Source organism: Flagellimonas rhodophyticola (assembly GCF_049332665.1).
GTDB lineage: Bacteria > Bacteroidota > Bacteroidia > Flavobacteriales > Flavobacteriaceae > Flagellimonas.
Genome location: NZ_CP186326.1, coordinates 741,587 through 763,877, shown reverse-complemented (window position 1 = coordinate 763,877; position 22,291 = coordinate 741,587). Strand labels below are relative to the sequence as shown.

23 protein-coding genes are annotated in these 22,291 nt (G+C 39.3%); 4 read left to right on the top strand and 19 right to left on the bottom strand.

Annotated features, from left to right (window positions below):
- Positions 1 to 25: 25 nt before the first annotated feature.
- On the top strand, positions 26 to 994 hold the full coding sequence (trpS, locus tag ACOKFG_RS03435; protein ID WP_298792961.1) for a tryptophan--tRNA ligase: 969 nt from the start codon (positions 26 to 28) through the stop codon (positions 992 to 994).
- Here the strand turns inward: trpS and dprA are convergent.
- Entirely contained in the window at positions 991 to 2,097 is a 1,107-nt protein-coding gene (dprA, locus tag ACOKFG_RS03430) for a DNA-processing protein DprA (protein WP_422861857.1), read from the bottom strand. The genes trpS and dprA overlap by 4 nt on opposite strands.
- A gap of 105 nt (positions 2,098 to 2,202) precedes the next feature.
- Between dprA and ACOKFG_RS03425 the strand changes: the two genes are divergently transcribed.
- Both ACOKFG_RS03425 and ACOKFG_RS03420 read left to right on the top strand, forming a co-directional pair.
- Complete coding sequence (locus ACOKFG_RS03425) at positions 2,203 to 3,147, top strand: SPOR domain-containing protein (protein WP_422861856.1); 945 nt, start codon at positions 2,203 to 2,205, stop codon at positions 3,145 to 3,147.
- Between the two features lie 58 nt (positions 3,148 to 3,205).
- Entirely contained in the window at positions 3,206 to 3,718 is a 513-nt protein-coding gene (locus ACOKFG_RS03420) for an acyl-CoA thioesterase (protein WP_298792955.1), read from the top strand.
- On the opposite strand, the gene ACOKFG_RS03415 is transcribed toward ACOKFG_RS03420, so the two are convergent.
- Genes ACOKFG_RS03415 through ACOKFG_RS03385 form a run of 7 tightly spaced genes read right to left on the bottom strand, consistent with a single transcriptional unit; the run spans position 3,715 to position 10,455 of the window.
- On the bottom strand, positions 3,715 to 4,548 hold the full coding sequence (locus ACOKFG_RS03415) for an aldo/keto reductase (RefSeq protein WP_298792953.1): 834 nt from the start codon (positions 4,546 to 4,548) through the stop codon (positions 3,715 to 3,717). The genes ACOKFG_RS03420 and ACOKFG_RS03415 overlap by 4 nt on opposite strands.
- Before the next feature lie 3 nt (positions 4,549 to 4,551).
- Positions 4,552 to 5,775 (bottom strand): peptidoglycan DD-metalloendopeptidase family protein, encoded by a 1,224-nt coding sequence (locus tag ACOKFG_RS03410; protein ID WP_298792951.1) that lies wholly within the window; start codon positions 5,773 to 5,775, stop codon positions 4,552 to 4,554.
- Position 5,776: 1 nt separating this feature from the next.
- Positions 5,777 to 6,562: a DUF4292 domain-containing protein gene (locus ACOKFG_RS03405; RefSeq protein WP_298792949.1), complete on the bottom strand. Its 786-nt coding sequence runs from the start codon at positions 6,560 to 6,562 to the stop codon at positions 5,777 to 5,779.
- Entirely contained in the window at positions 6,562 to 7,470 is a 909-nt protein-coding gene (locus tag ACOKFG_RS03400; RefSeq protein ID WP_298792947.1) for a hypothetical protein, read from the bottom strand. Before ACOKFG_RS03400 ends, ACOKFG_RS03405 begins: the two co-directional genes overlap by 1 nt.
- Before the next feature lie 40 nt (positions 7,471 to 7,510).
- Positions 7,511 to 8,527, bottom strand: a complete 1,017-nt coding sequence (locus ACOKFG_RS03395) for a sugar phosphate nucleotidyltransferase (RefSeq protein WP_298792945.1) — start codon at positions 8,525 to 8,527, stop codon at positions 7,511 to 7,513.
- A gap of 34 nt (positions 8,528 to 8,561) precedes the next feature.
- Positions 8,562 to 8,996 (bottom strand): dUTP diphosphatase, encoded by a 435-nt coding sequence (gene dut / locus ACOKFG_RS03390; RefSeq protein ID WP_298792943.1) that lies wholly within the window; start codon positions 8,994 to 8,996, stop codon positions 8,562 to 8,564.
- The gene (locus ACOKFG_RS03385) at positions 8,986 to 10,455 is read right to left on the bottom strand and encodes an oligosaccharide flippase family protein (RefSeq protein WP_298792941.1); all 1,470 of its coding nucleotides are present in this window, start codon (positions 10,453 to 10,455) and stop codon (positions 8,986 to 8,988) included. Before ACOKFG_RS03385 ends, dut begins: the two co-directional genes overlap by 11 nt.
- Before the next feature lie 113 nt (positions 10,456 to 10,568).
- Here ACOKFG_RS03385 and ACOKFG_RS03380 point away from each other — a divergent pair, with 113 nt between their 5' ends.
- A complete protein-coding gene (locus ACOKFG_RS03380) occupies positions 10,569 to 12,206 on the top strand; it encodes a sulfatase family protein (RefSeq protein WP_298792939.1) in 1,638 nt (545 codons plus the stop codon).
- Between the two features lie 234 nt (positions 12,207 to 12,440).
- Here the strand turns inward: ACOKFG_RS03380 and atpG are convergent, their stop codons facing one another.
- The 11 genes from atpG to ACOKFG_RS03325 form a co-directional block, all read right to left on the bottom strand.
- Positions 12,441 to 13,301, bottom strand: a complete 861-nt coding sequence (gene atpG, locus ACOKFG_RS03375; protein ID WP_299486948.1) for an ATP synthase F1 subunit gamma — start codon at positions 13,299 to 13,301, stop codon at positions 12,441 to 12,443.
- Positions 13,302 to 13,314: 13 nt separating this feature from the next.
- Positions 13,315 to 14,895: a F0F1 ATP synthase subunit alpha gene (gene atpA / locus ACOKFG_RS03370; RefSeq protein WP_299486950.1), complete on the bottom strand. Its 1,581-nt coding sequence runs from the start codon at positions 14,893 to 14,895 to the stop codon at positions 13,315 to 13,317.
- 2 nt (positions 14,896 to 14,897) lie between these two features.
- Positions 14,898 to 15,437, bottom strand: coding sequence for an ATP synthase F1 subunit delta (gene atpH / locus ACOKFG_RS03365; protein WP_298792933.1), 540 nt, complete (start codon positions 15,435 to 15,437; stop codon positions 14,898 to 14,900).
- Positions 15,438 to 15,441: 4 nt separating this feature from the next.
- Complete coding sequence (locus ACOKFG_RS03360) at positions 15,442 to 15,942, bottom strand: F0F1 ATP synthase subunit B (RefSeq protein ID WP_298792931.1); 501 nt, start codon at positions 15,940 to 15,942, stop codon at positions 15,442 to 15,444.
- Between the two features lie 81 nt (positions 15,943 to 16,023).
- Positions 16,024 to 16,215 (bottom strand): ATP synthase F0 subunit C, encoded by a 192-nt coding sequence (gene atpE / locus ACOKFG_RS03355; RefSeq protein ID WP_045801726.1) that lies wholly within the window; start codon positions 16,213 to 16,215, stop codon positions 16,024 to 16,026.
- A 70-nt stretch (positions 16,216 to 16,285) separates the two neighbouring features.
- Positions 16,286 to 17,416 carry a F0F1 ATP synthase subunit A gene (gene atpB, locus ACOKFG_RS03350; RefSeq protein ID WP_299486953.1) on the bottom strand — a complete coding sequence of 377 codons (1,131 nt, stop codon included), beginning with the start codon at positions 17,414 to 17,416 and terminating at the stop codon, positions 16,286 to 16,288.
- A gap of 105 nt (positions 17,417 to 17,521) precedes the next feature.
- Positions 17,522 to 17,926: a DUF6168 family protein gene (locus ACOKFG_RS03345; RefSeq protein ID WP_299486955.1), complete on the bottom strand. Its 405-nt coding sequence runs from the start codon at positions 17,924 to 17,926 to the stop codon at positions 17,522 to 17,524.
- Positions 17,926 to 18,156: an AtpZ/AtpI family protein gene (locus ACOKFG_RS03340; RefSeq protein ID WP_299171122.1), complete on the bottom strand. Its 231-nt coding sequence runs from the start codon at positions 18,154 to 18,156 to the stop codon at positions 17,926 to 17,928. Before ACOKFG_RS03340 ends, ACOKFG_RS03345 begins: the two co-directional genes overlap by 1 nt.
- Positions 18,134 to 18,568: a polymer-forming cytoskeletal protein gene (locus tag ACOKFG_RS03335; RefSeq protein ID WP_298792911.1), complete on the bottom strand. Its 435-nt coding sequence runs from the start codon at positions 18,566 to 18,568 to the stop codon at positions 18,134 to 18,136. Before ACOKFG_RS03335 ends, ACOKFG_RS03340 begins: the two co-directional genes overlap by 23 nt.
- Positions 18,569 to 18,574: 6 nt before the next feature.
- Positions 18,575 to 21,121 carry a tetratricopeptide repeat protein gene (locus tag ACOKFG_RS03330; RefSeq protein WP_422861855.1) on the bottom strand — a complete coding sequence of 849 codons (2,547 nt, stop codon included), beginning with the start codon at positions 21,119 to 21,121 and terminating at the stop codon, positions 18,575 to 18,577.
- A gap of 115 nt (positions 21,122 to 21,236) precedes the next feature.
- Positions 21,237 to 22,250, bottom strand: a complete 1,014-nt coding sequence (locus tag ACOKFG_RS03325; protein ID WP_422861854.1) for a GlxA family transcriptional regulator — start codon at positions 22,248 to 22,250, stop codon at positions 21,237 to 21,239.
- Positions 22,251 to 22,291 lie beyond the last annotated feature (41 nt).

The window sequence follows — 22,291 nt, the reverse complement described above, 5'->3', positions numbered from 1 at the left end:
CTTACTTTTACGGGCAAAATTAGGTATGGCCCGAATTTTAACTGGAATTCAAAGTACAGGCGTCCCCCATTTGGGAAACATTCTTGGGGCAATTATTCCTGCCATTCAAATGGCTCAGGATCCCAAAAATGAATCCTTTCTTTTCATTGCGGATATGCATTCGCTCACCCAGATAAAAGATGGCGAAGAATTAAGAAACAACACCTATGCTACAGCAGCCACATGGCTGGCTTTTGGACTTGATGTTGAAAACACCGTTTTCTATCGTCAAAGCGATGTTCCACAGGTTACAGAACTGGCATGGTACCTCAGCTGTTTTTTTCCATACCAACGACTTACCCTTGCACATTCATTTAAGGACAAAGCGGATCGATTGGCTGATGTAAATTCTGGCTTGTTTTCTTATCCAATGCTAATGGCAGCTGATATTTTGTTGTACGATGCCAATATTGTTCCGGTAGGCAAAGATCAACTACAGCACTTGGAAATGACCCGTGATGTAGCATCAAGGTTCCACAATCAGTTGGGTGAAACTTTTGTGCTTCCTGATGCCAAGGTACAGGAAGATACCATGTACGTTCCAGGTACGGATGGACAAAAAATGAGCAAGAGTAAGGGTAATATCATCAACCTTTTTCAACCTGATAAAAAATTACGCAAGCAACTCATGGGTATTGTCACGGACAGTACTCCTATAGAAGAACCGAAGGACCCTAAAGGAGATAATGTTTTTGCCTTGTACAAGATTTTAGCTTCTCAGGAGCAAATTGAGGAAATGAGTGCAAATTATCTTGCTGGTGGATATGGTTACGGACATGCCAAACAGGCACTTTACGAAGTAATTCTGGAAAAGTTTGCCGAACCCCGTGAAAAATTTGAGTACTACATGAACCATTTACAAGAAGTGGATGAGGCCTTGGCCATTGGGGCTGAAAAAGCCAAGAAAATTGCTGATGGCGTCTTGGAAAGGGTACGAGGTAAACTTGGATACTAAATCGCTTCAAACAGTTTACCCGGTAATGGTCTAACCACTCCCTTCATTTCCAAAGTAAAAAGTGTAGAGGATGTTTTGTGAATTGGCAAATTACATTCCAAAGCAACGGTGTCCAATAACTGTTTCCCGTTCATCTGCAAGTACGAATAGATAGACTGTTCTGTTTTATCAAGTTGCGGAAAAAGTTGTTTCTGAATGGTTTCTTTTTCTTTTTTTGATTCCAATTCCCATCCTAAAAGATAGATCAATTCTGCTGCTGAAGTCAACATTTGTGCTTTTTGGTGTTTAATTAAGTCGTTACATCCCTTGCTATATGTATCGGAAGTTCTACCCGGAACAGCAAAAACATCTCGGTTGTACCCGTTGGCCAAATCTGCAGTGACCAAACTACCACCCTTTTCTGCCGATTCAACAACAATAGTAGCTTTACTAAGTCCGGCGATAATGCGGTTTCGTTTTAAAAAGTTTTCACGATCCGGATTGCTAGTACTCCAAAATTCTGTCAAGAAACCTCCATTTCCCTCAATCTTTGAGACATATTTTTTATGAGCTTTCGGATAAGTTTGGTTTAGTCCGTGTGCCAAACAACCAATGGTTTGCAGGCCTTTATTCATGGCTAATTTCTGAATCGTTATATCCACTCCATAGGCAAATCCGCTAACAATAATGGGATCCAATGGAGCTATTTGGTCAATAAAGTCTTCACAAAAGCCTCGGCCGTAACTCGTAATATTTCTGGTCCCCACCACACTAATAATTTTCTTAGTCTCCAAGTTGATTTTCCCGCGGGTAAAAAGCAGTATAGGTCCATCGACACAGTGCTTCAGAAATGCGGGATAATCCTGGTCTTCAAAATATGAAAGTGTGATATTCTTGTTTTGGATATATTCATACTCAGCTTCAGCTTCTTCCAAATACGCAGAGTCATATAATCCTTTTAAGGTTATTTGCCCAATACCCCCAATCTTTATGAGGTGATGTAGTTTGTCCTTGAAAATTGCACTTGGACTCCCACAATGGGCAATTAATTTCTTGGCGGTAATATCTCCAATATTTGGAATAGCCTGCAGTCGGAGCGCTGCAATAATTTCAGGTTCAGACATTTCGATTTGGGATTGTAGTTGTTCACAAAATACAGAATTTCAAATGTTAATAAAAAGTGACAGCTCTTATTTTGTGATGCAGGTTTTTTTCCAATATTTGTGGCAATGCGCATGGAATCCTATATAGAAAAATTACTCTTCGATTATAATTGTGTCGTAGTTCCCGGTTTTGGGGCCTTTCTGGCACATGGAAAATCCGCAGAACTTGATTCGGTGACCAATACATTGATTCCACCAACCAAAACTGTTTCCTTTAATGCACAACTTTCCAAGAATGATGGCTTATTGGTTTCACATATCGCCAAGGAAAAACATCTTGGCTATGAAGAGCTTTTGGAAGAGGTGGAAAATGTGGCGGAGTCATGGAAGAAAAGACTTGAACAGGGTGAAAGCATTGAACTTTTTGGTATAGGCAAGTTATCTCTCAACCGAGATCATAGAATTCAGTTTGAGCCAGAAAATAAAATCAATTTTTTGACCTCTTCATTTGGCCTTTCAGCATTTGCCGCCACCCCGATTCAACGAGAAGTTTTAAAAGAGGAAGTAGAAGAACTTGAGGAAAAGGTTCCATTTATTATTACCCCAGAAAAGCGGGAAGAATCTTCGTTCAGACCTTGGCTAAAGTATGCCGCTGTTATCTTACTTGCTATTTCATTGGGCTCTACCTCATATAGAGCTTATGATGAGCTTCAACAAAAACAAGTAACGGTTCAGCAAGATGCCCAAGAAGAAGTTTCGCGCTTAATTCAGGAAGCCACATTTTTTGAAAGCGCTCCTTTGGAACTTCCAGCATTGAACATCAAAATCACCAAGAAAAAGCTTGGCAAACATCATGTAATCGCTGGTGCATTCAGAGTTGAACAAAATGCTGAAAAGAAGGTGGCCCAACTCAAGAAAAAAGGGTTTAATGCTTTTTATTTGGGCACCAATAAATTTGGTCTGCACCAAGTGGCTTATGACAGCTTTGAGAACCCAAAGGAAGCTCTAAAATTCCTTAGAAGGGTAAAGCGCACCGAATCTCCTGATGCGTGGTTGCTATCTGAGAAATAGTATTTCTTTCTTTAAAACCAGTATCCACTTCAATATCTTTGCGCAAAATTCAAATCTTATGAGCGCGAAAAATCCAAGCGAATCACGTACTGTAATGACAGATATGGTATTACCGAGTGAGACCAATCCCTTGAACAACTTATTCGGCGGTGAGCTTTTAGCTCGCATGGATCGGGCCGCTAGTATTGCAGCAAGAAGACACAGTAGAAGGATTACTGTCACGGCTTCTGTAAACCATGTTGCTTTTAACCGTTCAGTACCCTTGGGCAGTGTAGTCACTGTTGAAGCTTCTGTTTCTAGGGCGTTTAAAACTTCAATGGAAATTTATATTGATGTTTGGATGGAAGATAGATTTACTGGAGAGCGCGCCAAGGCAAACGAAGCCATCTATACTTTTGTAGCTGTGGATGAATCGGGCACCCCTACAGAAGTGCCACAACTAGAACCTGAAACGGATCTTCAAAAAGAGCGTTTTGCTGGAGCTCTTCGAAGAAAACAACTCAGTTTGGTACTTGCAGGTAAAATGGAGCCGAATAAAGCAACAGAACTTAAGGCTTTATTTACTTCTTAGAAGTCAAAATTATTTGGGTCAGGCCCAAAACGTTGGGCTCTATCTAGGCTATCCAACAGTTTTACATCTTCCTTATCCAATGCAAAATCAAAAATGTCTGCATTGGAAATAATTCGTTCTTTTTTGGACGATTTTGGAATGGTAATTACCCCTTTCTGAAGGTCCCATCTAAGTACGATTTGGGCAACTGTCTTTTTGTATTTATCGGCTAAATCCTTCAGTTGAGGAATATCAAACACATTGCCTTGCATCATCGGAGACCATGCTTCGTATTGAATCCCTTTTCCATGACAAAAATCTATCAGATCCTGCTGCACCAAATAGGGATGAAATTCCATTTGGTTCACCATAGGAACAATGTTCGCCTCGGTCAATAGATCTTCCAAATGGTGTTGCATAAAATTGCTCACACCTATAGCACGAATCCTATTTTCATTATAAAGTCTTTCCATGGCCTTCCAGGTGTCCTTAGATTTCTCCTTGGGCCAATGAATCAGATAAAGATCTAGATAATCCAGCCCTAATCGATTCAAACTATCATCAAAAGCTTTTAACGTTGAATCATAACCTTGATCACCGTTCCAAACCTTGCTGACCACAAAAACATCCTTCCGGTCAACATCACTTTCCCTAATTCCAGCACCCACACCACTCTCATTGTTGTATATAGATGCAGTGTCGATATGGCGATATCCGTGGTTTAGCGCTTCTTTGACTGCATTGGTCACTTCATTCCCATCCTTAGAAAGGTATACCCCTAAACCAAAGTAAGGCATATGAACTCCATTGTGCAATTCAAAGGTTCCTTGTAAATCTGTTATGTTTCTCATATTTTAAAGTTGGTAAATCCACTCCTCAGGGTTGAGTCGATTCGCATCCTGATACAGATAAAATTTGAGCTTTGTTGCTCCATTAAACCGACTGGTATATATGTCTCCAATCACTTCTTTTGCAGCTACTTTATCTCCTTTTTTGACATACAATTTAGATAAATTATAGTATGCGCTTATATAGTTCCCATGTTTTATTGTTACTCCCCTACCGCCACCTGGAACAGAAATTATAGCAATAACTTCTCCGTCAAAAATAGCTCTGGCCTGGCTACCTTCATCTGTGGCTATGGTAACTCCATTATTTCTATGTTTTATTCCGGGATAAAGTTTGTCTGCATACACCCCATATCCTTGACTCTTAACACCTTTTTCAACTGGCCAAATGAGTTTCCCTTTGTTTGCCGAAAAGTTGTTGGCCACCAATTGTGCCTCGGGAGTTAAAACGAATTTGGTTCTGCCGGACTTCCCCGCCCTTTTATTGGTGCTTGCTATAGCGCTCTTGATTAATCGCTCTATTTCGCGATCAATTTTTCGGGCCTCTTTTCTTTTTTGTTCAATTGCCGCAGTATACTTTGTTTCGTTTTGTCGAATACTCCTCAAGAGCACTTTTTGCGATTCAATTTCTTTGAACAGTTCATTTTTGACCTTACGATTATCAGACAACAAACGTTCTTTGGATTTTCTTTGAGCGACCAAATCCTTGTTCAGAGCAGCTAATTCGTCGGTCTTTACGATAATGTCCTCCCCTTGCTTTTTTCTATGTTTTGCATATTGCTCCATGTATTGAAGTCTTTTAAACGCCTGGAAGAAATTTTCGGCAGATAATAAAAACATCAATCGGCTACTTTGGGATTTATTTTGATAGGATTTTTGAATCAGATTTGCATAATCCTCCCTCAAGATTCTAAGGTCTTCCCGAAGCTTGCTAATAGTTCGGATATTAACGTTGATTTGCCTATTGAGAAGATTCGATTGTTGATTCGTAACACGAATTAGCTCTTGCCTGACATTTATTTTTTGGTCCAAAGCATCCATTTGGTCCAGAACATTTCCCTTTTCTTTCTTTTCTGTAAAAAGCAATCGGTTAATTTCCTTTATTTCTTTTTGCAAACGTTCGCGTTTGGCTTCCAAAGCTTTTTGCTCACTAGTTTGGGCAAATATGGGATTAGCTGTTAAGCTGATAAAAATCAGATAGTAAAGGCAATATGAAAATCTATTTATCATATTACTTTAATATAATTTCATCGTACCCTTTTGGAATTTTATAAGGGAAATTCAAGTTTCTATTCAATTCCATGTTCTTAAAGCTAAGTCCAATTGTTGTCCGGTCCATATTTTCCAAAGCAACGATGTCTATCTTATCTGGCAGCGCTTTTCCAGAAATATCCTGATAGGTATATTTAGTGCTTAGCTGTCTATTCTCTTCAGGCTGTGCAATTTCTTGAGCGGCAACCTTAAAGTTTCTTGGTTCTAATTGAAACAAGATCTTAAAAAGTTCATGTGCCTTTTTAGGTTTTAGTTGGTAATTTCCTTCATTAGTCCCCGAAATATATCTTCTTTCTCTTAGGTCCAGTATGGCATCACCTAACAACAAGCTTTGAACTTTATCAAAGTCCAATTCGGTTCCTAATAGTTCACTTAAATAGCTAAAGTCCCCGTCAAAATATTCGTTTTGCAGTTTGTTATAAAAGGATACCCTATCAGGTGTAATATGTGCTTTGACAACTCCAAGAGGAGCACTGATCCATATAACCTTATCTTTTTCCATACGCAGGCTGACGCTAACACCTTGCTCGCTCTTTCCATTCGAATAATCAATCTTAATCCTCCCGCTTAAGGTTTTAAAATCAATTTGATTGGCATAGTGGTTTTCTATAATTCGTTTAGCCGACATCCGCTCATCGATTTCACCACCAGTAATTGATTTAGTGGATTTGCATGAACCAAAAACCAACATGATCAAAAGCAAAAATATGGGAGCCTTAATTTTATATATTCTATGTGCTTTCATTACAGACCGGGCTTAACTTTATTCAAATATTCTTGCGCTTTGGATGTGTTTCCTATTGCCGTATACGCTTTTGACAATTCCTTGAATATCTTATTGGCCATTATATCATCATCAAGCAAATAATCCAGAGCGCTTTCCAAAACCTCCACCGCCTTCACGGATTGTGAATTTCTGTTTAAAGAAGTCCCATACGCATAATAGAAGTAGGGTTGCAGCGGATATGAGTCCAAAGCTTCTTTCGACACGGATTCCATCTGCCCAAAGTCGGATTTTGCCAACAAACTCTCTATCTGATTCTTGTATTGACCAATAGGGTCTTCGGCCTTAGCCGTTTCTTTGGCGATTACGGGTTGCGTTTCTCTTTTGCCTTGTTGAAGTGAGTCTTTTATTTTCAAGGTTAACTCAAGGGCAAAATTAGAGTCCCCTAAATCGCTCAACAGTTTTAAGGCATCCTGATATTTCTTCTTTTTGAAATAAATTACGGCAAGATTCTCCTTTAATTTCTGCGTCTGAAACGGAATATGTTGTTGGATGATCTCCGCCGAACTCCCTTGCTTTTCCAGAATATTTACCAAGTTTTCCAAATACCAGAAATCCGTTGGTTCGGCATTTAATGCTTCAATGGCATATTCTTCGGCCTGAATATATTTCTTGTCAAGAAAATAGGCTTTGGCAAGTTCATAGTCGACTACACTGCTAAGAGAATCTAACTTTTTACACTCCAAAAACAGCTTGATGGCCCTATCGTAGTTTTGGATTCCCTTTTGCTTAAGCGCTTCGAAGAAACTCTCTTGAAATTCATCGGTGTATTCCTCTAAAAAAACCTCGGCACTTTGTTCCTCTTCTTGCGCAAAAGTCCACAAGGAAAACATTAGTATAAACAGATATGTGCCTATTGTCTTTTTCATTTCAATTTAAGTTCTCCTTTTTGGGGAGTATAATTTTAATCTATTCCAACACTGAATAATCCCCTATGCTGATGGTCTCAAAATTACCATCAAAAACTACATGGTTACCAATCATGGCATTATCCAAATTGGCATTTGTAATTTTGCTCTTACTCTGTATTAAACTATTCTTTACAGTGGAATTTTCCAATACGGTGTCAGCTCCAACGGAAACATATGGTCCAACCGTAGTATTCTTTAACACTACGTTTTCGCCTATGAAACAAGGCTCAATGATGTTGGCATTTTCTTTTTTAACTGAGCCAGCTATCAATCCCTCTCCATCTTTTTCCAAAAAGTTGAGCATGCGCTGATTAGTTTCCACCGTAACATTTTTGTTTCCGCAATCCATCCATTCATCAACTTTACCTGGGACAAATTTCATGCCTTTTTCCATCATCCGTTTTATGCCGTCATTGATTTGGTATTCTCCACCGTTAATGATTTGGTTGTCCAAAACATACTGCAATTCGTTTTTAAGCACCCCTACATCCTTAAAATAGTAGATTCCTATCACCGCCAGATCGGAAACAAACTCTTGTGGCTTTTCTACTAGCTCAACAATCTCATTTTGCTCGTTTAAATTCACTACACCAAAAGCTTCTGGCCTATCTACTTGTTTGACCCAAATAACGCTGTCAGCGGACTTGTCCAAATCAAAATCAGCTCGAATCAAAGTGTCTGCATATGCAATGACTGCCGGCCCACTTAAGGATTCCTTGGCACTCATAATCGCATGTCCCGTGCCCAAAGGCTCATCTTGTCTATAAATGGATCCTTTTGCACCTAGGCTTTCTGCTAGTTGCATTAAGCTTTCCACCACATCATCTCCAAAAAAGGCTGGGTCGCCCAAAATAAAGGCTACTTCTTCTATTTGTTCTCCCAAAACTTTGGCAATATCGCTTACCAATCTGTGCACTATTGGTTTTCCAGCAACCGGAATCAAAGGTTTCGGAACTGTTAATGTATGTGGTCTTAAACGAGAACCTCTTCCCGCCATGGGTACTATTATCTTCATAAGCTTTTTAGTATAACGTATTTAGTGTTTAGTTTTATTGTACTCCAGTACTGCCAAATCCACCTGCTCCCCTGTCGGTTTCCGAAAGAACTTCAGTTTGAACCCATTCTGCGCGTTCGTGCTTGGCAATCACCATTTGGGCTATGCGTTCCCCGTTGTCGATGGTAAAATCTTCATTAGATAGATTGACCAGAATAACCCCTACTTCTCCACGATAGTCCGCATCAATGGTTCCCGGGGCGTTCAAAACGGTAATTCCTTTTTTGGCCGCCAGGCCACTTCGAGGGCGCACTTGAGCCTCATATCCGACTGGAAGTTCCATGAAAAGTCCAGTGGGCACAATAGTTCTTTCTAAAGACTTTATGGTTATGGGTTCTTTAATGTTTGCTCTTAAATCCATTCCTGCAGAAGCAGGAGTTTCGTAATGGGGTAATTGATGCCCCGATTTGTTTATGATTTTAATTTTCACGCTGTAGAAATATAGACTTTAGTTTATCTCCTTCCAATTTGTAAACTAATGTCAAAAATAACAAAAGTAGGAGGCTGCCAGCTATTAAATTTCTGTGAAAAACGTAGAAGGAAAGTGCAGAAAAAATAATAGAAATGGATAGATAAAAAATAATCTTACGCATGTTGTATGGAACTGGGTAATACTTTCTTCCAAAAAAATAGGACATGAGCATCATGCTTCCGTACGCAGCCAATGTTGCCAGAGCTGAAGCCATATATCCAATTTTTGGGATCAAAGCGATGTTCATAATCAATGTAATTAAAGCGCCTATTGAGGAAATATATGCTCCAAATTTAGTTTGGTCAGTAACTTTATACCATACAGAAAGGTTGTGATAAATTCCTAAGCAAAAACTGCCTAATAAGATAATCGGCACTACGTGAAGCGCCTCCCAATAAACTTCGTTCCGAATCAAAAGCTTTCCCAGTACATCAACAAAAACGACCACGCCCAGTAAAATAACAGAACCAATAATTACAAAGTAATTCGTAATCTGCGCATAGGTCTTTTGCGGTTTTTCAGTTTTGGCATGACTAAAGAAAAACGGCTCCACACCCATTCTAAAAGCAGTTCCGAACAAGGTCATAAAAAGGGCCAACTTGTAACATGCTCCATACTTACCCACTTCAGACTCGGCAATATTGGATGGTAATATTTCGGTCAATAAAATTTTATCGAGCACCTCATTAATTGTGAATGCAATCCCTGCTATCATAACAGGTCCAGCATATTTCAGCATCTGCTTCCAAACTTTGGCATCAAATTTATAGGATACTTTAAAATAGGTGGGCAGCAATAAGAGTAATGTGATTCCACTTGCGATGATATTGGAAACAAAAATGTATTGGATTTCCCAACCTTCCTGATAAATGCCAGTAAAGAATCCTTCTGGGTTTTCTTGGGCTATTTTGGGAAGTATTAGCAAGAAAAAAACATTGAAAGACAGATTTATAATGACATTGATGCTTTTTAAAACGGCATATTTCATGGGCTTTTCCTGTGCTCTTAGTAAAGCGAAAGGAATAATGACCAAGGCATCTAAAACCAAAATATATGTGGTGAATTTTATGTAATCCGCATTGATGTTGGTAATGCTCGCCAGGGTCTCTTTTAAAGACAATGCCAACACCAAAAAGAGCAATGAAGATCCCAGCAATGAAATCAAGGAGGTGGAAATAATTGTTCTCTTATTTTCTCCTTTATGGTAGAATCTGAAAAAAGTAGTTTCCATCCCATAGGCCAAAAACACATTGAAAATTGCTATCCAAGCATATATATTGGTATACTGGCCATATCCAGCAGCATTTACAAAGACAGAAGTGTACAGTGGAAGTAAGAAAAAAGAAATCACCCTAGGCAAGACTGTTGCCAAGCCATAGATAAAAGTCTGTTTAAAAAGCCGTTTAAGTGGGTTCAATAGAGACTCCTTGTTATAAAATCATCGCTAAGGTGCACGCAAGTTACGGAAAAGCCCTTAGTTATGGTGTCTAACAAACAATTTGTACCTTTTAATTTCAAACCATTCGATAAATGAACTTCCAATCAAAATCAATTTGTTTAATTCTATTTTCGATTCTATTTGTTTCTTGTGCAGAAAAGAAAAAAGAAGAGCAAGATACTCCTAAGGAAAAACCGAACATTATTTTTATAATGTCCGATGATCATGCCTATCAAGCTATCAGTGCCTACAGTGACCACCTAATCCAAACCCCAAATATTGATAGAATTGGGAAGGAAGGCATCGTTTTTACAAATGCAAGTGTCACTAATTCCATTTGCGCGCCATCACGAGCTACCATTTTAACCGGGAAGCATACCCATATCAATGGCAAGGTGGATAATCTTATGCCTTTTGACACTACGCAAGTGACTTTCCCCCAATTGTTTCAAAAAGCGGGTTATGAAACTGCCATGTTTGGCAAACTTCACTTTGGTAACAACCCTAAGGGGGTTGATGATTTTATGATCCTACCCGGACAAGGAAATTATATCAATCCTGATTTTATTTCCCAACGAGGTGACACCACAATTACTGGTTATGCCACTGATATTATAACCAACCTTACGTTGAACTGGTTGGACAAAAAACGAAATCCCGACAAGCCTTTTATGTTGATGTATTTGCATAAGGCACCCCATCGCCCCTGGTGGCCAACTCCAGAAAAATTCAAGGAGTTTTATGGGAAAGAATTCCCTTTACCTGCCACTCTTTTTGATGATTATAACAATAGAGGATCAGCGGCCAAAATCGCAGAAATGAATTTGTTGACCCATATGAAGTATGTTTATGATACTAAGGTCTGGCCGGAAACAATTGCCAATATGGGTGATGTGACTCCAGAGGTGCCAGATTTGGTCAATGCATTTACTAATATATACAATCGAGCCACTGAGGAGCAAAAAGCCCAATACAAGCCTTTTTTAGACGCTATAAGTAAGGACTTTGAGGAAAATTGGCCGTCCATGACCTCTGAAGAAAAAATGGTCTGGAAGTACCAACGTTATATGCAGGACTACTTGGCATGCATTTCCTCTGTAGATGACAATGTCGGTAGATTGCTAGACTATATGGACGAAAACGGTTTGAATGAAAACACCATGGTAATCTACACCTCGGACCAAGGATTTTATTTGGGAGAACATGGCTGGTTTGACAAGCGATTTATTTATGATGAATCGTTCAAGACTCCTTTGTTGATTCGTTGGCCCAACAAAATAAAGCCCGGTATTACCAGTGATGAAATGGTTCAGAATCTTGACTTTGCGCAAACCTTTTTGGAAGCCGCCCAAATTGAAGTGCCGGAAGATATGCAAGGTGAAAGTCTTATGCCTCTTTTGAGCTCTAATGAGAAGGAATGGACTCGGGATGCTGTCTATTACCATTATTATGAATATCCAGCAGAACATCAAGTGATGCGTCATTATGGAATTGTGACCATCGACTATAAATTAGCTCACTTTTATTATGATGCCGATGAATGGGAACTTTATGATCGTAAAAAAGATCCACAGGAAATGAATAATGTTTATGCTAACCCTGCCTATGCTGACGTAATAAAAGAACTTCATAAAAAACTAGAAGAACTTCGCTTACAGTATAAAGATTCAGATGAGCTCAACCAGCATTATATTGATTTGCATAATGCAAGAACAGCAAGCCCACACTAAGCTTTATCTTCTACTTTCGTAAAGCAAAAAGGCCACTTCTAAAGAAGTGGCCTTTCAATGAATTCATTCATTCTTTTACTAATTGTTCAGTCTCTCAGCTCTTTGAACATTTGGCTCCGCTCTGCTACGCCTAATTGCTCGTTCCCTCATCTCTTTGAACATTTGGCTCCGCTCTGCTACGCCTAATTGTTCGTTTCCTCATCTCTTTGAACATTTGGCTCCGCTCTGCTACGCCTAATTGTTCAGTGCTTCCGCACCACCAACAATTTCCAAGATTTCGTTGGTAATCGCTGCTTGTCTTGCTTTGTTATAGGTCAGTTTTAACTGATCTCTAAGCTCAGTAGCATTATCTGTTGCTTTGTGCATTGCTGTCATACGAGCTCCGTGCTCACTGGCAAAGGAGTCACGAATTGCCTTGTACAATTGTGTTTTCAATGACTTTGGAATCAATTGCTCTACAATTTCTGGCTTCGACGGTTCAAAAATGTAGTCTCCGCTATTCTGATTATCTCCTTCGATTGGAACTAGTGGCAAAAACTGCTCCGTCATCACAATTTGGGTCGCGGCATTCTTGAATTTGTTGTAGACCAACTCGATTCTATCATAATCACCTTCGGTAAAGTGGTTCATCAAATCTTGTGCTATTGCTGCAACATTATCAAAAGTCAAATCGTCAAAAACTGCACTGTGATTAGCGACAACATTTCCTTTTTTTCCAAGGATATCGTTCCCTTTCTTCCCAATCGCGATAAAGTCAACCTGTTTTCCAGCATAAGTTTCATCCAACAAGATGTTGGACTGCTTAATGATGTTGGAATTAAAGGCCCCACACAATCCACGGTTAGAGGTAATGGACACAACCAATACCTTGTTCACCGCTCTATTGTCTGTGAATTTACTTCCCGCATCACCATCTAGGCTTGCGCTAAGATTTTGCAATAACTCGGTAAGCTTGTTTGCATATGGACGCATTGCCGTAATGGCGTCCTGGGCCTTTTTCAACTTTGCAGCAGATACCATTTTCATGGCACTGGTTATCTGCATGGTCGAAGATACCGAGGCTATCCTATTTCGTATTTCCTTTAGATTCGCCATTTATCTATTGGGCTTAAGCTCTATATTTTCCTGAAAGATCTTTACAAACTGAAGTCAAAGTCTCGGTAACTTCATCGGTCAATTTTCCGGCCTTCAACGTATCCAAAATACCTCTGTGTTTGGCATTCATAAACTCGATGAAATCTCTTTCAAACTCCTTTATTTTATCAACAGGAACATCTCTCAACAAGTTTTTAGAACCGGCAAAGATAATGGCCACCTGGTCTTCCACAGTAAATGGATCGTTCTGTGCTTGCTTCAAGATTTCCACGTTCCTACGTCCTTTTTCAATAACGTTCAGGGTAGCAGCATCCAAATCGGAACCGAATTTAGCAAACGCCTCCAATTCGCGGAATTGCGCTTGATCCAGTTTCAATGTACCTGCCACTTTTTTCATGGATTTAATCTGAGCAGACCCCCCAACACGTGATACAGAGATACCTACGTTAATCGCAGGACGTACACCTTGGTTGAATAAATCTTGCTCCAAGAAAATCTGTCCATCAGTAATCGAAATTACGTTGGTTGGGATATACGCTGATACGTCACCCGCCTGTGTTTCAATAATAGGAAGTGCAGTTAACGATCCCCCACCTTTTACCATCGGCTTAAGGGAATCAGGTAAATCGTTCATGTTCTTTGCGATGTCATCATCGGCAATAACTTTTGCCGCACGCTCCAACAATCTTGAGTGCAAGTAGAAAACGTCACCTGGGTAAGCTTCACGACCTGGAGGTCTTCTCAAAAGAAGTGATACCTCACGATACGCAACCGCTTGTTTTGATAAATCATCATAGATAATCAAAGCTGGACGTCCTGTATCTCTAAAGTACTCTCCAATTGCAGCACCCGCGAAAGGAGCATATACTTGCATAGGAGCAGGGTCAGATGCATTGGCAGCAACAATTGTAGTATAAGCTAAAGCGCCTTTGTCTTCCAAAGTCTTGGCGATAGCCGCTACGGTAGATGCTTTTTGCCCTACAGCAACATAAATACAATACACTGGCTCACCAGCATCAAAAAATTCTTTTTGGTTTAAGATGGTATCGATACAAACGGTGGTTTTCCCTGTTTGACGGTCACCAATAACCAATTCACGCTGACCTCTACCAATTGGAATCATGGCATCAACCGCCTTAATTCCTGTTTGCAATGGCTCATTCACCGGCTGACGGTAAATAACTCCAGGGGCTTTACGCTCCAATGGCATTTCATAAGTGTCGCCTGCTATCGGTCCTTTTCCATCGATTGGGTTACCCAAAGTATCAACCACACGGCCAACAATTCCTTCACCAACGTTGATAGATGCGATACGTTGTGTTCTTTTTACGGTTGCACCTTCCATAACTTCTTTGGATGGACCCAATAATACAACACCAACGTTATCTTCCTCTAGGTTCAAAACAATACCTTCCATACCACCATCGAACTCCACAAGCTCACCATACTGAGCATTGGAAAGTCCGTACACACGGGCAATACCATCACCCACTTGCAATACGGTACCTACTTCATCCAAGGAAGCGGTAGCTTCAAAACCTGCTAATTGTTCTTTCAAAATTGCTGATACCTCAGCGGCTTTTACTCCTGCCATTTTTATAGACTATTTGTAAATTCTCTTTTTAATCCGTTCAATTTGTTGGCAACACTGGCATCATATTGTAAATCGCCAACGCGAAGTACAAATCCTCCTATGATACTTTCATCAATCTTGTTTTCAAGGGTAACTTTGTTGCCTGTAATTTTGGTTACCTCGCTCAAAATCTTTTTCTCCAAATCAGCTGTTAAAGGGACTGCGGTAGTTACATAAGCAACATCCTCTCCTTTTAACTGTTCATGCAGAATTATATATTTAAAGGCCACCTCTTGCAATAAAGCAATTCGCTTGTTATCAGTTAAAGTTCTGATTAGGCCTTTGGTAATTTCGTTTGATTTCTTGAAAATCTGCTGCAAGGAATTTTTCTTTACCTCACCTTTAACTACTGGACTCTCCAAAAGATTCTGAAGCTCCGTGTTTTCGGAAATGGTTACTGAAATCTCCCGCATATCGTTTTCAACGGCATCCGCCGCTTTCTTTTCGATTGCGAAATCCAAGGTTGCTTTTGCGTAACGTATGGCTGCCCTGCTCTCGTTCATCTTCCTAATTCAATTTGATATCGCCCAACATATCTTGAACCAACTTTTGTTGTTTCTTTTTATCGGACAATTCTTCTTTGATTACTTTTTCAGCAATGTCTACAGAAAGATTGGCCACCTGTGCCTTAATATCTGCAACAGCTGCTTTCTTTTCACTTTCAATCGTGGCTTGTGCCTGCTTTACCAATTTATCACCTTCTACTTGTGCTTGTTCCTTGGCATCGGCAACAATCTTATCTTTGATTTCACGAGCCTCTTTTAACATTGCTTCACGTTCTGCTCTGGCTTCCTTCAACAACTTCTCGCTGTCGGCAGTAACATTCTGCATTTCTTTTTTGGCTTCTTCAGCAGCATCCAAAGCATTTTTAATGCCTTCTTCTCTATCATTGATTGCTCCTAAGATTGGCTTCCAAGCAAACTTCCACAAAAGGAACAACAACAATCCAAACAATAATGTTTGCCAGAAAAACAGTCCTAACGAAAACTCTTCTAATAACTTTGCCATAATTCTTTTCTTGTTATATAAATTTTAAACTAGGCAAGGGCTGCAACCAACCGTTACAGCCATTTGCCTTAGATGTTTTGATTACACTGCAAAAAGAGCAGCGAAACCAATACCTTCAATCAACGCTGCTGCAATCAACATCGCTGTTTGGATTTTTCCGTAAGCTTCAGGCTGACGGGCAATAGCCTCCATAGCAGAACCACCGATTCTACCAATACCAAGACCAACACCTATAACTACTAAACCTGCACCTACCATTACTGGAATTTCCATATCTATCTAGTTTAAAAATTAAATGTTCAATATTTTAGATTCCCGCTTAAAAGGGAATTACTTTATTTTATTAGTGGGCAACTTCTGCCTCGTGTTCATGGTCATGCTCGTGTTCTTCAGAAGCAAATCCGAAGTACAACGCACTTAACATGGTGAAAATATAAGCTTGTAGCAAGGCTACTAATACTTCTATCAATGAAATTGCGAAGGCCAATCCGAATGACAATGGACTTCCCAACCAACTTTTAAAAATGAACATCAAACCAATCAAGCTCATCAATACAATGTGACCGGCTTGCATGTTTGCATACAAACGAATCAATAATGAGAATGGCTTGATAAATAATCCCAATACCTCAATCGGAACAAGGATAAGATATAATGGAATTTTACCGTACCAAGGCAGAGATTTTCCCAAAGGATCTATCTGGTGCATCCAATAATCCTTGGTTCCGGTAACATTGGTGATTACAAATGTCATTAGTGCCAAAGAAACTGTTATTGCAATGTTTCCAGTTACGTTTATCCCAAGAGGAGTCAATCCAAAAATGTTCAAGAACCAGATAAAGAAAAAGATGGTCAACAAGAAAGGCATATATTTCTTATATCGCTTTTCTCCAATGTTGGGTCTTGCAATATCGTCACGAATATAGAGCACGATAGGCTCGAAGAAACGACCTGCTCCTGTTGGAATTCCATTGTTTTTCGCATAAGACTTAGCCAAGCTGGTAAATAACCAGAGCATCAATAAACCTGTTACGATGATCATGACCACATTCTTAGTGATTGAAAAATCCAAAGGCTTTACATTCGTAGCATGATGGTCTTCATCGTAATTGATGGTGCCTTCAGCATCCGTCTTATATATTTTGCTATGGTATAATTTGTAATAATTACCATCTACCTCTGCCAAAGTTTCACCGTGATGGAATTTTGACGATGAGAAAACCTTTAAACCATTGTCCCACAACATTACTGGCAACGGGAATCCAACATATTTGTGCTCTCCATTTTCCTTGGTGTAGGAAAACAATGAAAAGTCATGTGAATCCTGAAGGTGATGGGAGATGTATTCCTTGATTTCGGTCTTAAGATCTTTGCCGTGTCCATCGGCTTCGTTTTCTTTTTCACTTGCAAAAGTGAATTGACCTAGCAATAGTGCTGCTATAACGAGTATTCCTTTAAAAAAAGTTTTTTGCATTTCGCTCAAAATATCGGTCTCTCAAAAATCGGTGCAAATGTAATTCTTTCTTACAAAGAAAAAAAAGCTTTCAAGCTTTTATTTTTGAGGATTTTGAGGGTCAAATTATTTGGGGTCGTCTTCTAAATTTTTTAGCATTTTGGAGGTGTAAAATGTTTCTAAAAAAAGTGCAACCGCATAGGGAATGAAAAAGGCGCCAAATTCAAGGCCAGACATGTCGCCATCGCTTTTATAAGTTGGGTAAAAAAGGAGAAAGAAAAACAAAAATTTAAGTAAACTACCTCCCATAAATAAAAACCCAATCTGGTTTTTCAATTTTTGGCGAAACTTATACAGCAGTATAAAGATAATTGCCGCCAAAAGTCCATTAACCACATAGGAGCGTACAATCAAATTGTCGAACGTTGGCACGTCCATACTAGACAATACCAAAATGTGCAATCCGAAAGAAAGGAGTAATGAGATTCCTAAAAGCGAAATAAATTGGGTAGGAGAATTGAGCTTGGGCATTAATATTTAATTCGTTTAAGTTGTTGCAAAACTACCCAAATAGAAATTGCCACTCCTAGCAAAGTGGCAATTACCGTAAAAATGTTCTTTTCGTTTTGATAATGGATATCGAGCCATTTGCCCCCTTTTACAGCCAAGAAAATAATGGCGCCCATTTCAAAAGCAATGCCCGATAGCATTGCAGCATTCTTTAAATTGTTTTTCTTTTTAGGAGACTTTTGCTGGCTCATTTGTTTTTGTCGACTGAAGCTTTGGAGCGCTTGTGCTTGAAGCAGTTTCCACTCCTTTACCCATAGTACAAGCTGCGTTAAATGTTGCTCCAGGTTCAACTGCCAATTTTGAAACACTTACAGTGCCTTCAATAATTGCTGAGGCTTTTAATGACAAAAGGTCCTTAACTGCCAATTCACCATTAAATTTTCCTTCAATATCAGCGTTGACGCATTCTACTTTTCCATTGATGTAGCCATCTTTACCAATAACTACTTTTCCTGAAGTTTTTACATTGCCTTCCAATTTGCCATCAATTCTAAAGTCGGCCTCGGAAGTAATGTTTCCTTTTATTTTCGTGTTCTTTTCAATTCTGTTGGGTTGTCCTCCAAATTCTGTCATAGGGCGAGGTTTTTTGTTGTCTGAAAACATGGTGTTCTAGGGTTTTGGGGTTGAAATATGTTCTTTGTATGATTCTAAATTCTTGTGGACTTGAATGATTTTGTAATTGTTGGATAAAACTACAAAATTCTCATCTTTGATGCGGTAGTCCTTATTGTTTTTTATGAGTTCAGCGTAGCCTAGTGCAAAATCCCTTGACTTGAATCCGTGCACCACCACAAACTGGTCTTCCAAATTATATATGTCCTTGGAAACAATGTTCTTATAATTAAGATCTTTAATAGAAGCCTCCAATTTTTCTTTCAGCTGTAAAGCTTTTTCGTTGTCCCTGATCTTTAACGGAAATACTACTTTCCAATTGCCTTTTGCTCCGTCATCCAAAAAGACTTTTGACTCCAATTTGGGTAATTGATCGGCAACTATCTCTTCGGCTTTTTTTCCTTCAGAATTATTTGGATACGTCAAGGCGACATAGTTAAGTGCTTCCTTGAAAGGCTCAAAACCTTGAAGTCGGCCAATGGCGTTTGCCTTCAACATCTCAAATTTGGGTACAATTGGGTCTCCGGTAAATTTATTGATGTATTCTTGGGATAATGTTATCACCTGAAGGTATTCTTGCTTTTCATATAATTTATAAAGTGCACCGTAACGGGCATCTGGACTGTCGGTATTTCCCTGAAGTACAACTTGAGGGTTTAATAAGATTTCAGCATAACGAGTATCACCGTGATTGGAAATAATATCCCTTTTCATATTCTCTGCTAAAGGACTCCCAGTCTCCTCATAGATTTTATAGAGATTGTACTTTGATGGCAAGACCAATCTTTCTTCTGGGTTCTCTGCCAAAACTCTCTCTAGTTTTGCTGCAGCCAAAAGGTTATCCTTGAATTTTTCCTTGTAAATTAATCCCAATTGATAGTTGGCAAAGTTTCTTTCTCCTCCAAGACTGTCGATAACAGTAACATCAGTTGGCACCTGATCTAAATAAAAGTCAAGCGAGTACTTTTGGTCATCACCTGGTTCCGTATTTGGATCTTGACCTGTTACAATATCTTCACCTGTAGCTTCGGAAGGCAGTGCCCTAGCTTTATTACTCCAACGCCAGTCATCTTCCAGTTCGCGATTTCCCCAACGGGTTTTAAAGTCGTTTTTGCCATATCCAAGACTTGTAATATTGTAGAAATAGAATTTCCCCTTGTTTTCTTTTCCTCCCTTGGACTCAGCAAAGGCTGCAAATCCAGCTTTAGTTCTTTCCAATTCTTTTTGGGCCTCTTCTTCTTCTTGACGTTTCAACTCGGCGATGTAGTCCTCAAAATAGGCTTTGCGTTCTGCCTCTGGCATTTCATAAAGCGTTATAACGCTATCTGTATACTGAACAATATCTTCATATTTGATAACGTCTTCGAGGTTATCCAACTTCTTCTTAATGTTCCGATATTTTTTTGTGTTCAAAACAAGGTTCGTCAAAGTGCTGTCATAATATGCGCCTGCCGTTTTATATTCGTCCTTATCAAAATTGTAGTCGGCCAAACTTTGATAATTGAGCGCATTCAATTTGCGTTCAGTCTTATTAGTGGCCAGTGATTTATTGTAGTAGGCTATGCCCAGGCTGTCGGATTGATTGGCCATATAGTATTGCGCAATCTCGCGATAAATTTTATCCAAAAATGGACGGTTTTCACGATTCTCTTCCAATTCGGTCAGGTACTCTAGCAACTCTTCCCGGTTGGTGTCAGTGATTGCAGTGTTTTGTATTTTTTTGAGGTGCGCATTGATCATATATACTCTTGGTGACTTCCTGTTCAGGGCAATTACTTTGTCAAAAGCATAATTTGCGCTATCCTTAAATCCCAATTGGTTGTAGAGCTGACCTATAATGAATAAGTATCTTCCTCTTTCCGGATTCTTTTTGGTATACGCCTGTGCAATCTTCAATTTTTGAATGGCGGTATCCTTTACTTTTAGATTGATATAGCATTGCGCCAAAACCGCATTTGCATCGGCGTATTCCTGATCTTTTAATTGTTCGAACTTGAAAAGTCTGTAGAGGTTTTTGATAGCCAATTCTGGATTGTCCAAACGCATGTTTGTCTTTTCCCTCCATATAGTAGCTTCATTCAACTTATCACTTTCAACATATTTTCTGAGTACATAATTGAACGATTCCAATGCTGGAATGTACCGCTGATCGAAGTAGCGTGCTTTCCCCAATAGCAAAAAGGCCTCATCGGTCTGAGGATTACGTTCCTCATCTTCAATGTCCATACTATGCTTCTGGATGGCTTTTGTAGCCTTTTCTTCGGCGATAATAAAATTAGGGTTGTTGTTCTCCGAATCCAGTTTGATTTCCTCAGTAACCTCAAGACGCTCTACGGGTAAAGTTTCCCAAAAATCATCTCGATAACTTGAGTTCAGTTCCTCACGTCCTTCTTCAAAGGCAATGTTGCCATTGTACAAAACATTGTACTTGGTTTTTAAGGCATGCCAATTGCGGTTAATGAACTTGTCTTTTTTTACTGAACAAGCATTAAATACTAGCAATCCGACTATGGCGGAAATAACAAGTTTGATGTGAAGCTTCAAAATTATCGATAATCGTGTTTTACCTTAACTGAAAAACGTCCAGTTTATTATAAGGCTCATCGGTAAAATGCAATTATTTTTTGGAGCAATCAAAACATTAACAAACAAGCATGTTTTACCAAGCGCTAGGGCGTTCAAAACTTGCCCTGCTGCGGTTGTATTTGGTTTTATATGCCACCGGTGATATTCCTGCGTACTTTTTGAACACTGTTCTAAAGGCTTTTTGATCAGCGTAACCCACTTGGTACATGACCTCATTTACATTTTGCTCTGTGGATTCCAAGCTCCGTTTGGCCGCTTCAATCCTGACGCGCTGAATGTACTCCAATGGTGTATTTTGGGTGGCCTTTTTAAATCTTCGCACAAAATTTCGGCTGCTGATCGCATATTTTCTCGCCAATCCTTCGACTGAAATTTTATCTCTTACATTGCTTTCAATAAACTTCTGCGCTTCTTTGATAGCGACATCATCGTGATCTTTCTGTCCTTGAAAAATGGCAAATTGATTTTGGTCAACCCGATCGATATCTATTTCAAAAAACTTGGAGATATAGATTGCTGTTCCTCTACCACAATATTTCTCTACAAGATGTAGCATAAGATTCAAAAAAGAAAATGCTCCTCCACTAGTATATATACCATCTTCTTCGGTGACAATCTTATTTGAAACCAGGTTTACTTTTGGGAACATTTTTCTAAAAAGTTCCATTCCAGCCCAATGCGTGGCACATTGCTTACCGTCAATCAGCCCGGTTTGGGCAAGCACAAAAGCCCCCATACACATGCTGGCCACCTCAGCATTATGAATATTCCGCTGGTGCAATATCCAAGGAATAAAATCTTTGTTCTGATCTAAGTCTTCATCGAGCTTATCTGGTCTAAGTGCTGGAATAAGTACTAAATCCGTTTTTTCGATATCCGCAATCGTGCTATCACAATGAATGCTGAACAAGCCCTCATATAAAGAATAATCGTGTTCCAATCCTACTAAATGGATGTCAAAAAAATTATCATCCCGTGCTCCACTTTGTTTTAAAAACTGATTTACCGCCATTAGAACTTTAAACGGTCCTACCACATTGCTCAAAATAGCATTGCCCTTAGGCACCAAAATACTTACATGTTTCATAACCAACGCTTTTAGTGCTATAAATGTAATGGTAAAACTTG

What these genes read in the sequence shown, in the direction of transcription:
- trpS (WP_298792961.1), top strand. Translation starts at nt 26, where the DNA reads ATGGCCCGAATTTTAACTGGAATTCAAAGTACAGGCGTCCCCCATTTG.
- dprA (WP_422861857.1), bottom strand. Translation starts at nt 2,097, where the DNA reads ATGTCTGAACCTGAAATTATTGCAGCGCTCCGACTGCAGGCTATTCCA.
- ACOKFG_RS03425 (WP_422861856.1), top strand. Translation starts at nt 2,203, where the DNA reads ATGCGCATGGAATCCTATATAGAAAAATTACTCTTCGATTATAATTGT.
- ACOKFG_RS03420 (WP_298792955.1), top strand. Translation starts at nt 3,206, where the DNA reads ATGAGCGCGAAAAATCCAAGCGAATCACGTACTGTAATGACAGATATG.
- ACOKFG_RS03415 (WP_298792953.1), bottom strand. Translation starts at nt 4,548, where the DNA reads ATGAGAAACATAACAGATTTACAAGGAACCTTTGAATTGCACAATGGA.
- ACOKFG_RS03410 (WP_298792951.1), bottom strand. Translation starts at nt 5,775, where the DNA reads ATGATAAATAGATTTTCATATTGCCTTTACTATCTGATTTTTATCAGC.
- ACOKFG_RS03405 (WP_298792949.1), bottom strand. Translation starts at nt 6,562, where the DNA reads ATGAAAGCACATAGAATATATAAAATTAAGGCTCCCATATTTTTGCTT.
- ACOKFG_RS03400 (WP_298792947.1), bottom strand. Translation starts at nt 7,470, where the DNA reads ATGAAAAAGACAATAGGCACATATCTGTTTATACTAATGTTTTCCTTG.
- ACOKFG_RS03395 (WP_298792945.1), bottom strand. Translation starts at nt 8,527, where the DNA reads ATGAAGATAATAGTACCCATGGCGGGAAGAGGTTCTCGTTTAAGACCA.
- ACOKFG_RS03380 (WP_298792939.1), top strand. Translation starts at nt 10,569, where the DNA reads ATGAACTTCCAATCAAAATCAATTTGTTTAATTCTATTTTCGATTCTA.
- atpG (WP_299486948.1), bottom strand. Translation starts at nt 13,301, where the DNA reads ATGGCGAATCTAAAGGAAATACGAAATAGGATAGCCTCGGTATCTTCG.
- atpA (WP_299486950.1), bottom strand. Translation starts at nt 14,895, where the DNA reads ATGGCAGGAGTAAAAGCCGCTGAGGTATCAGCAATTTTGAAAGAACAA.
- atpH (WP_298792933.1), bottom strand. Translation starts at nt 15,437, where the DNA reads ATGAACGAGAGCAGGGCAGCCATACGTTACGCAAAAGCAACCTTGGAT.
- ACOKFG_RS03360 (WP_298792931.1), bottom strand. Translation starts at nt 15,942, where the DNA reads ATGGCAAAGTTATTAGAAGAGTTTTCGTTAGGACTGTTTTTCTGGCAA.
- atpE (WP_045801726.1), bottom strand. Translation starts at nt 16,215, where the DNA reads ATGGAAATTCCAGTAATGGTAGGTGCAGGTTTAGTAGTTATAGGTGTT.
- atpB (WP_299486953.1), bottom strand. Translation starts at nt 17,416, where the DNA reads ATGCAAAAAACTTTTTTTAAAGGAATACTCGTTATAGCAGCACTATTG.
- ACOKFG_RS03345 (WP_299486955.1), bottom strand. Translation starts at nt 17,926, where the DNA reads ATGCCCAAGCTCAATTCTCCTACCCAATTTATTTCGCTTTTAGGAATC.
- ACOKFG_RS03340 (WP_299171122.1), bottom strand. Translation starts at nt 18,156, where the DNA reads ATGAGCCAGCAAAAGTCTCCTAAAAAGAAAAACAATTTAAAGAATGCT.
- ACOKFG_RS03335 (WP_298792911.1), bottom strand. Translation starts at nt 18,568, where the DNA reads ATGTTTTCAGACAACAAAAAACCTCGCCCTATGACAGAATTTGGAGGA.
- ACOKFG_RS03325 (WP_422861854.1), bottom strand. Translation starts at nt 22,250, where the DNA reads ATGAAACATGTAAGTATTTTGGTGCCTAAGGGCAATGCTATTTTGAGC.